This is a genomic window from Bradyrhizobium ferriligni (genome assembly GCF_056837965.1).
The window spans coordinates 1-8128 of record NZ_JBXEJO010000139.1; the positions used below are offsets into that span (position 1 = coordinate 1).

At 65.5% G+C, this 8128-nt stretch carries 7 protein-coding genes; 4 read left to right on the top strand and 3 right to left on the bottom strand.

Features of this window, described 5'->3' with window-relative positions; genetic code table 11:
* Positions 1-81: 81 nt before the first annotated feature.
* From AC1VNY_RS41730 to AC1VNY_RS41740, 3 genes are all read left to right on the top strand, one after another.
* Positions 82-1947 (top strand): sigma-54-dependent Fis family transcriptional regulator, encoded by a 1866-nt coding sequence (locus tag AC1VNY_RS41730; RefSeq protein WP_482409555.1) that lies wholly within the window; start codon positions 82-84, stop codon positions 1945-1947.
* 83 nt (positions 1948-2030) lie between these two features.
* Positions 2031-3614: a tetratricopeptide repeat protein gene (locus AC1VNY_RS41735; protein ID WP_482409556.1), complete on the top strand. Its 1584-nt coding sequence runs from the start codon at positions 2031-2033 to the stop codon at positions 3612-3614.
* Entirely contained in the window at positions 3614-4018 is a 405-nt protein-coding gene (locus AC1VNY_RS41740) for a hypothetical protein (RefSeq protein ID WP_482409557.1), read from the top strand. The genes AC1VNY_RS41735 and AC1VNY_RS41740 overlap by 1 nt, the downstream gene beginning before the upstream one ends.
* 9 nt (positions 4019-4027) lie before the next feature.
* On the opposite strand, the gene AC1VNY_RS41745 is transcribed toward AC1VNY_RS41740, so the two are convergent.
* Positions 4028-4783, bottom strand: coding sequence for an SDR family oxidoreductase (locus AC1VNY_RS41745; RefSeq protein WP_482409558.1), 756 nt, complete (start codon positions 4781-4783; stop codon positions 4028-4030).
* Positions 4784-5243: 460 nt separating this feature from the next.
* Between AC1VNY_RS41745 and AC1VNY_RS41750 the strand changes: the two genes are divergently transcribed.
* A complete protein-coding gene (locus AC1VNY_RS41750; RefSeq protein ID WP_137481292.1) occupies positions 5244-5720 on the top strand; it encodes a hypothetical protein in 477 nt (158 codons plus the stop codon).
* A 294-nt stretch (positions 5721-6014) separates the two neighbouring features.
* Here AC1VNY_RS41750 and AC1VNY_RS41755 read toward each other — a convergent pair whose 3' ends face one another.
* Both AC1VNY_RS41755 and AC1VNY_RS41760 read right to left on the bottom strand, forming a co-directional pair.
* A complete protein-coding gene (locus AC1VNY_RS41755) occupies positions 6015-6569 on the bottom strand; it encodes a flavin reductase family protein (RefSeq protein ID WP_482409559.1) in 555 nt (184 codons plus the stop codon).
* A gap of 156 nt (positions 6570-6725) precedes the next feature.
* Positions 6726-7826 (bottom strand): LLM class flavin-dependent oxidoreductase, encoded by a 1101-nt coding sequence (locus AC1VNY_RS41760; protein ID WP_038385588.1) that lies wholly within the window; start codon positions 7824-7826, stop codon positions 6726-6728.
* Between the last annotated feature and the right edge of the window lie 302 nt (positions 7827-8128).

The following is an 8128-nucleotide window of genomic DNA, read 5'->3' on the forward strand; positions in this document are numbered from 1 at the left end:
CCCCCCGCGGCCCCGTCGGCCAATTGACATTCGGCCGCGGACTGCCAGACTTCGCGGAAAATTAGGGGTGGAGACCTCTGGATGGCCAATCTTTCGGCCTCAAATCACGTTGCCCGTGTTTTGTCGGCGGCCAACCAGGTGGCCGGCGTCGACACCGAGACGCGGATTGCCGCGTCCTGGCGGCGCTGCCTGGTCAATCACAACCTCGATCCGGCCCGGCGCGGCCCGCCGCAGACCCTGACCGAGGCCGAGGTCCGGCACCTCGCCGAGCCGATGGAGGATTTGATCCAGGTCGCGATCCCCGAGCTCGAGGACCTCGCCCGCGTGCTCCACGACTCCGGCTACTGCGTCAACCTCGCCGATCCCAACGCCACCATGCTGGTGAGCCGGCTGCCCGGCGGGGACTACGCGCGGATGTTCCTGGAATGGAAGATCTACACCGGCTCGAACTTCGCCGAGACGTTCGAGGGCACCAACGGGCTCGGCACCGCACTCGCCGAGCGGCGGCCGATCCTGGTGCATGGCGACGAGCATTTCCGCGAGCAGTGGCACATGTTCACCTGCGCGGTGTCGCCACTATTCGATCATGCCGGCCGCCTCGCCGGTGCCGTCAACATCACCTCCTGCCGCAGCGACCTCGGCCGCAGCGCGCATGAACTGGCGCTCGCCGTCACCACGGAGGCAACGCGGCGGATCGAGCAGTCGTTCTTCCGCCGGCGCTACCGCGCCTCCTGGATCGCGATGCTGCCCGGCGACGGGACCGGCATGCTGGCCTATGACGACGACCGCCGCGTGGTCGGCGCCTGCCGCACCGCACGCGCGGCGTTCGGCCTGACCGATGCGATGATCGACGACGGCATCGACCTGTCGCATCTCATTCAACTGGACGATCGCGCGACGCGGGCCGCGGACGAGCAGATCGCGCTGCGCCGTGCCGACGGCACGCCGTGGGGACGCGGCCATCTGGCACCGCCGGTGCGGGCGCGTTCGCCGCGTCCACCATCGACGCCGCCGCGCGAAAAGCCGGCCGGACAGTTTTCGGGCCTGCACAGGCTGGCGGGCCGCGATCCCGTGCTGATCAAGGGCGTGAAGCGGCTGATGACAGTCGGCAATCTCGATCTGCCGATCCTGCTGCATGGCGAGACCGGCGCCGGCAAGGACGTGTTCGCGCGCGCCATCCATGCCGCGAGCAATCGGGCCGGCCGCAACTATGTCGCGCTGAACTGCGCGGCGATGCCGGAGAGCCTGATCGATGCCGAGCTGTTCGGCTACGAGGCCGGCGCCTTCACCGGCGCGCGGCGCGAGGGATCGAAGGGGCTGATCGTGCAGGCCAGCGGCGGCACGCTGTTCCTCGACGAGATCGGCGACATGCCGCTTTCGCTGCAAACCCGGCTGCTTCGCGTGCTGGAAAACCGCGAGGTGTGGCCGCTCGGCGCGCTGAAGCCCGTCGCCGTTGACATCCGCCTGATCAGCGCCACGCACCGTGATCTGGCGCGGATGGCGGAGGACGGCAGCTTCCGCTCCGATCTGTATTACCGGCTGCGCGGCATGGAGATCCGCCTGCCCGCGTTGCGCGAGCGCGCCGACCGCAGAGACGTCATCGCGCAGATCGCCGACGAGGAAGCGCCGCATTGCCGCATCGCGGCCGACGCCTGGGCGCAGCTGATGGCCTATCCGTTCCCCGGCAACATGCGCCAGCTTCGTCACGTGCTGCGGCTCGCCGGCGCCACCGCGGAGGACGGCGTCATCACCGAGGCGGATCTCGATCTGCCGCCGCTCAGCGCACGCGATGTGGAGGCCGATCACGCAGCGAGCGAGCGCGCCGCGATCGTCGATGCATTGCGCGCCAATGACGGAAGAGTGACGAACGCGGCCAGGGCGCTCGGGCTCAGCCGCGCGACGTTGTACCGGAAGATCAAGGCGTTAGGGATCGCGCTGGACAGCTAGACCAGAACGGCCGCTGCTGTTCCGGCGATGCGGGAAAGGTGATATCGTACGGTTTTCGCCTTCAACGCCACGGAGCGGGTCCCATGACACGGTTTCCCCTCGCTGTGGTCGTTGGCCTCATTGCCGCGACCATTTCGCAGCCTGCCGCCTCGGATTCTACCGAACAACGATTGGGCAAAGTCCATTTTGTAACATCCTGCAAGCCTGAAGCGCAGGAGCTGTTCGATCGCGCCATGCTGTATCAGCATTCGTTCTGGTACAGCGCATCGCGACGCACCTTCGAGGAGGTGCTGCAGGCCGACCCGCAATGCGCCATCGCCTATTGGGGGATCGCGCTCAGCTATCTCTACAATCCGCATGCGCCGCCGCCACCGGAAAACCTTCCGCTCGGCCTTGAAGCTGCGAAAAAAGGCCAGGCGCTGAATGCCGGCACCCCGCGCGAGCGGGAATACATCGATGCGATCGCGGCGATGTATGTCGACTACGACAAGGTCGATCACCGCACCCGCGTGCAGCGATTCCTCGCCGCCGAAGAGCAGGTCGCGGCGCACTATGCCGACGATGACGAGGCGCAGATCGCCTATGCGATCACGCTCAACGTCGCGGCCTCGCCGGGCGACAAGACCTACGCCAACCAGCTGAAGGGCGCGGCGCTGCTCGAACCGATCTTCACGCGCCAGCCCGAGCACCCCGGCATCGCCCACTATCTGATCCATCTCTACGACTACCCGGCGCTCGCGGAGAAGGGCCTCCCCGCGGCGATGCGCTATGCCAAGATCGCCGAACACGCGCCGCATGCCCAGCACATGCCGTCGCACATCTTCACGCGCGTCGGCTACTGGAAGGAGTCGATCGCCTCGAACAAGGAATCCGCGCGCATTGCCAAGGAAGACGGCGAGCAGCAGGACCAGGCGCACGCGATGGACTATCTGGTCTATGCGTATCTGCAGCTCGGGCAGGACAAGGAGGCGCGTGCGGTGGTCGACGAGCTCGGCAAGCTCCAGTTCAAGCTCGACCGGTTCGCAGGCCCCTTCGCGGTGGCGGCAAGCCAGGCCCGCTATGTCTTCGAACGCGGCGACTGGAAGGGTGCTGCCGCGCTTGAAGTGCATCCGACCAAATACGCCTATGCTGACGCCATCACCTATTTCGCCCGCGCGGTCGGCGCTGCGCGCTCCGGTGACCCCGCTGCCGCCAAGGCCGATGTCGCGAAGCTGGTCGAGCTGCGCGACAAGTTGAAGGACACGAAGGACGCCTACTGGTCCAACATCGTCGACATCCAGCAGCAGATCGCAAGCGCCTGGGTGCTGTACGCGGAAGGCAAGTACGACGAGGCGCTCGGCGCGATGAACGCCGCCGCGGAGGCGGAAGACAAGACCGAGAAACATCCGGTCACCCCGGGACCGCTCGCGCCAGCGCGCGAGCTCTACGCGGCGATGCTGCTCGATCGCGGCATGGCCAAGGAGGCGCTCGCCGCTTACGAGGCCGTGCTCAAGAAGGAGCCCAACCGGCTGGCGACTTATCTCGGCATGATCAAGAGCGCCAAGGCGGCCGGCGATCAGGCCAAGACCCGGGAATGCGCTGATCAGATTGCCCGGCTCACGGCCGACGCCGATCTGTCGCGGCCGGAGCTGATCGAATTGCACCAGACGACCGGAAGCAAGCTGTGATGCCACTGACGACATGGCGCAACGGTGGTGCGGCGCTGCTCGGCGCCGTTGCGCTATCGCTTTGCCAGGTGCCGCCGGTTGGCGCGATGGAGATGCTCGGCCAGGCCGGCGTGCTCGGCGAATGGGAGCTGACCGGACATCTCACCGAAAGCGCGCCGGGCACCCCCAGGCAGTTCTCCGGACCGCTCAAGATGAAGCATGTGGGCATCTGCACGCAGGACGGACCGGACGAACGCGCCGGAGAAATCAAGCTGCAAATCACGGGTGCGGATTCGCAGGTCACCGCCGAGCTGGTGCTGGACGGCGCGCCCTGCACCTATAGCGCCCGCAAGACGCGCAATTACGAGGGCACGCTGTCCTGCGCGGGCCGCGCGCCCGTTCCGCTGCTGGTGTGGCTCAAATAGCTGATACCGTCAGGCCGCCGGTCGCGCGCGGCGCAGCCATTCGTTCAGATCGATGCGGCCGAGGCGCGCCTCGCCGAGCGGCACCAGCGAGTGCTGCTCGACCCTGCCGCCCCAGTAAAGCGCGTCAGGATCTTTGAGCACCTCGCGCGGATCGCCTTTTGCCTTCAGGTAGCGCGCGACGATCTCGTTGAACGGCGCGCGGTCGGGACCTGCGATCTCGACGATGCCGTTGCGCGGCGGCTCGAGCGCGATATCGGCGACGAGCGCGGATACGTCTTCCGCCGCGATCGGCTGGAACAGGCCGGGCGAGAGCCTGACCGTGTTTCCAGCTGCGCTCGCATCGGCGATCGCGCCGACGAATTCCATGAACTGGGTCGCGCGGATGATGGTGTAGGCAATCCCGGACGCCTCGATCAGCTTCTCCTGCGCCACCTTGGCGCGGAAGTAGCCGTTCTCGGGCGTGCGGTCAGTACCGACGATCGACAGCGCGACATGGCGCCTGACGCCGGCCGGCTTCTCCGCCGCCAGCAGGTTGCGGCCGGAGGTCTCGAAGAATTCCATCACCGCCTTATCCTCGAACGAGGGCGAATTGGCGAGGTCGATCACGACGGCCGCGCCGGCCAGCGCCTCCTTCAGCCCCTCGCCGGTGATGGTGTTGATGCCGTTCTTGGGCGAGGCGGCGACGACGTCATGGCCGCGCTGGCGCAGAATGGCAACGGTCTTTGAGCCGATCAGTCCGGTACCGCCGATCACAACGATCTTCATGATGATACTCCTTGTCGGTGACGAGGTATCTCGAGACATGCTTGCCGGATTTGCCCGCGGCAATCGTCATGGGTATGTCGATCCGCCGCAACTTCGATGGTTGCCGCGCGCGGCCGACCACGGCGACGGGGAGAAGGATTGATGAGTTCGCGCTCCCTCCTCGGTCGCTCGCTCGCACGCAACCACACTATAGCACGCCAGGGTGTTCTGATGTCGCGGAACCTGCCATCTGATGCGTCATCTGATGCGCACGAGCCGTCGGTGGCTACGCTTGCTGAACCTTCTACCGTCGCGTAAACTAATGCGTGCGTTCCAGCCAGCGTGCTGGGGTACCGAAAGCTTCGGCCGCTGCCGGGATATCACCGCGGGCTCTCTTTCGTGCTGCAACGCAAATGCTGGGCATGACGTTTAGCCCGCTGTGCACTCCTTGATTTGATTTCAGCAAACGCAGGAGGAGTCTATGCGGAATTTTATCACCTTTTTCGTTTCCAGCGTGGCAATCGTCGTTGCGGGGTCGACCGCGTTAGCGGGTGAGAAGGTGCTCGAGTTCAAGCTCGTCACCAAGCCTGTCGACGTCAAGGTCATCGAGGCAGCAAACGTCGAAGGGCAGACCGTCGTTTCCGGCAAGTTCTTTGGTGTCGCCGTATTCAGTGACGGCCATATCGGGGTGAAGGAGTTCGTCCATTCAGGAGACATGCTGAAGGGCTCGGGCTCCTATTACGGTTACAGCACCTACACGTTCGAGGAAGGCGCGATCACCGCGCGTTACACCGGCGCGATCAAGGACGGAAAATCAAACGGCGAATATACGATCCTTTCGGGCACGGGCGCCTATGCGAATGCGACGGGCACAGGAACGATCGAAAGCGCACCGAACCCGTTCAAGGGGGTCAATCTCCTGAACATCAAACTGGTCGTGAGAACGCCGGGGTCATAGCTGCGCAGCGTCCGCGGGACCACGGCAAGGACAGCGACGCCTCACATGAGCGTTGGCCCGGCCAGCGGTCGCACGGCCGCGCCGGGCCCACGCTGCGCGGGAAGGTCAAGGCGTTGACGATCGGGCCGAATGGTTGGCGAGCTCGTATTCTATCTCCGTCATGGCCGGGCTTGTCCCGGCCATCTACGTCTTGGCCGCGCAGGAAGTAAGGACGTGGATGCCCGGCACAAGGCCGGGCATGACAAGTGCAAAGAGTGTCGCGGCGAACCAAACATCGCCGATTTGATCAATGCGTCAGGAAAACTCGTTCCAGCTGACACGCCGTGCGTCGAGGTCGCCGAGCTCGACCGGATCATGGATGTTGCGCACGCTCTGGAAGCCGCTGCGCAGATAGATCAGCGGATCGACGGTGGTCGCGGCGCGGACGTGCTGGACTTCGCCGATGAAGATCGAATGGGTCTTGGTCTCGAGCTCCTGCGCCAGCACGCAGTCGAACGCCGCGACGGCATCCTCCAGCACCGGGGCGCCGGTGGCGCCGGTGGTCCAGCGCCCAAACGCAAAACGGTCGTCGCCGTTGACGCCCTTCTGGCCGGAGAAGGTCAGCGCCAGCAGCGCGTGGTCCTCGTTCAGGAAGTTGATGACGAAATGGCGCTCCTCGCGGATGCGCTGATGCGCGCTGGCGTTACGGTTAACGCAGACCAGCACCGAGGGCGGATTGTCCGACAGCGAGCAGGCCGAGGTCACGGTCAGGCCGGTGCGCTGCCCGGTCGCGGAGCCGACCGTCACCAGCGCGACGGCGCCCGCGCAATGGCGCATCGCCTGCTTGAAACTCTGTGCGTCGACCGTCATGCCGCAAACCCTGTTTGAGCATGATCTTGCCCGGAAAACCGCTTCGCAACTTTGCGCTAACGCGGCCCTCCGGGTCCGGATCATGCTTCGGTAAAAACACTTCGTTCAAGATATGCGACGCGGGGTGCGAGGCAAGCCCCGCACCCCGCGCAGCTGTCATGCAGCCTTCTCGAACTCGGCGCCGAGATGCTTGAGCCGCGGCATCACCTCGTTCTTGAGCAGGTCCAGCGAGTGCCGCCAGGCTTCCGGCTTGTGCTTGTAGTCGAAGCCGAACACACAGAGGACGCCGAAGCCGCCGACTTCCCGGTAGATCTTCTCGATCTTCTCGGTGACCGTCGCGGGCGAGCCGACGATCCAATTCCGGCGCGCGCAATATTCGACGGTGACGTCGCTGTCGGGCACGTCGGGCGCGTGCTTCAGATAGTCCTTGAAGCCGAAATGGCCGAGCAGCGGCAGGAAGTACTCGCTCATCATCCGGCCCATCATGTCGCCGGTCGACAGCTTCCACGCCTCCTCGTCGGTATCAGCCACGAACACCTCGCGCACCAGCCGCCAGTCCTTGCGGCTCGGCTTGCGGCCGGTCTTGGCCGCGCCGGCCTCGACCGAATCCCAGTGGCTGCCGACATAGGCCGGGTTGAGGTTGAGGCTCATCGGGATGAAGCCGCGCTCGCCGGCGAGCTTGAGCGTGTCGGAGTTCTTCGACAGGCCGGCGACGCCGATCGGCGGGTGCGGCCCTTGCAACGGCTTGATGTGCGGCTTGAGGAAGTCGAACATCGTGTCCGGCTTGCTCACCGTCCAATACTTGCCCTTGTGCGTCCAGGGAGCCGGCTCGGACCACATCTTCAGGATGATCTCGAGCGCCTCGCGGGTCATGTCGCGGTTCTGGCCCGACATGCCGTCGACATTGAACATCGCCCAGTCGCTCGGCAGGCCCGAGGCCGCGACGCCGAAGTTGAGGCGCCCGTTCGAGAGATGATCGAGCATCGCAACGCGGTTCGCGAGTTCGGCGGGATGATGATACGGCAGCAGGAAACCGCCGGGCCCGATGCGCAGATTCTTGGTCTGCAGCAGCGCCTGCGCCACCAGCAGGTCAGGCGACGGGTGCGGCTCCCACGGCGCGGTGTGGTGTTCGCCGATCCAGGCTTCCTGATAGCCGAGCTCGTCGAGCCAGCGCAGCGTCTGCAGGTCCCAGTCGTGGCCCTCCTTCAAGCCGCACTCCGGCGGGTGCGAGGGCATGGTGAAGTATCCAAGCTCCATGTGCGTTTCCTTCCTTCGCGTTGGGTTCAGTCATGCAATGCGTCTTGCCGCGCATTGCATGACGATCAGCAAGCGCTGTGCCAGCGGAGGAAGTCGCAGGGAATGGGTGAGAACGGCCGGATTTCGGCCGGCTGCGCGCCGGTCAGCGGGCTTGGCAAGGCTGGCGGCGTCTCACCGTCGCGAGACGTGTCGCAATCGTGAGACGCGAGCGATACGCGGCACCTACGCTGCGATGAGATCGAGTCGAACGGCCACCGCGGAAGGATTGCGCCCCCTCTCCCGCTTGCGGGGGAGGGCTGGGG

Coding starts and splice junctions, on each gene's coding strand:
- AC1VNY_RS41740 (WP_482409557.1), top strand. CDS start 3,614: ATGCCACTGACGACATGGCGCAACGGTGGTGCGGCGCTGCTCGGCGCC.
- AC1VNY_RS41730 (WP_482409555.1), top strand. CDS start 82: ATGGCCAATCTTTCGGCCTCAAATCACGTTGCCCGTGTTTTGTCGGCG.
- AC1VNY_RS41735 (WP_482409556.1), top strand. CDS start 2,031: ATGACACGGTTTCCCCTCGCTGTGGTCGTTGGCCTCATTGCCGCGACC.
- AC1VNY_RS41745 (WP_482409558.1), bottom strand. CDS start 4,783: ATGAAGATCGTTGTGATCGGCGGTACCGGACTGATCGGCTCAAAGACC.
- AC1VNY_RS41760 (WP_038385588.1), bottom strand. CDS start 7,826: ATGGAGCTTGGATACTTCACCATGCCCTCGCACCCGCCGGAGTGCGGC.
- AC1VNY_RS41750 (WP_137481292.1), top strand. CDS start 5,244: ATGCGGAATTTTATCACCTTTTTCGTTTCCAGCGTGGCAATCGTCGTT.
- AC1VNY_RS41755 (WP_482409559.1), bottom strand. CDS start 6,569: ATGACGGTCGACGCACAGAGTTTCAAGCAGGCGATGCGCCATTGCGCG.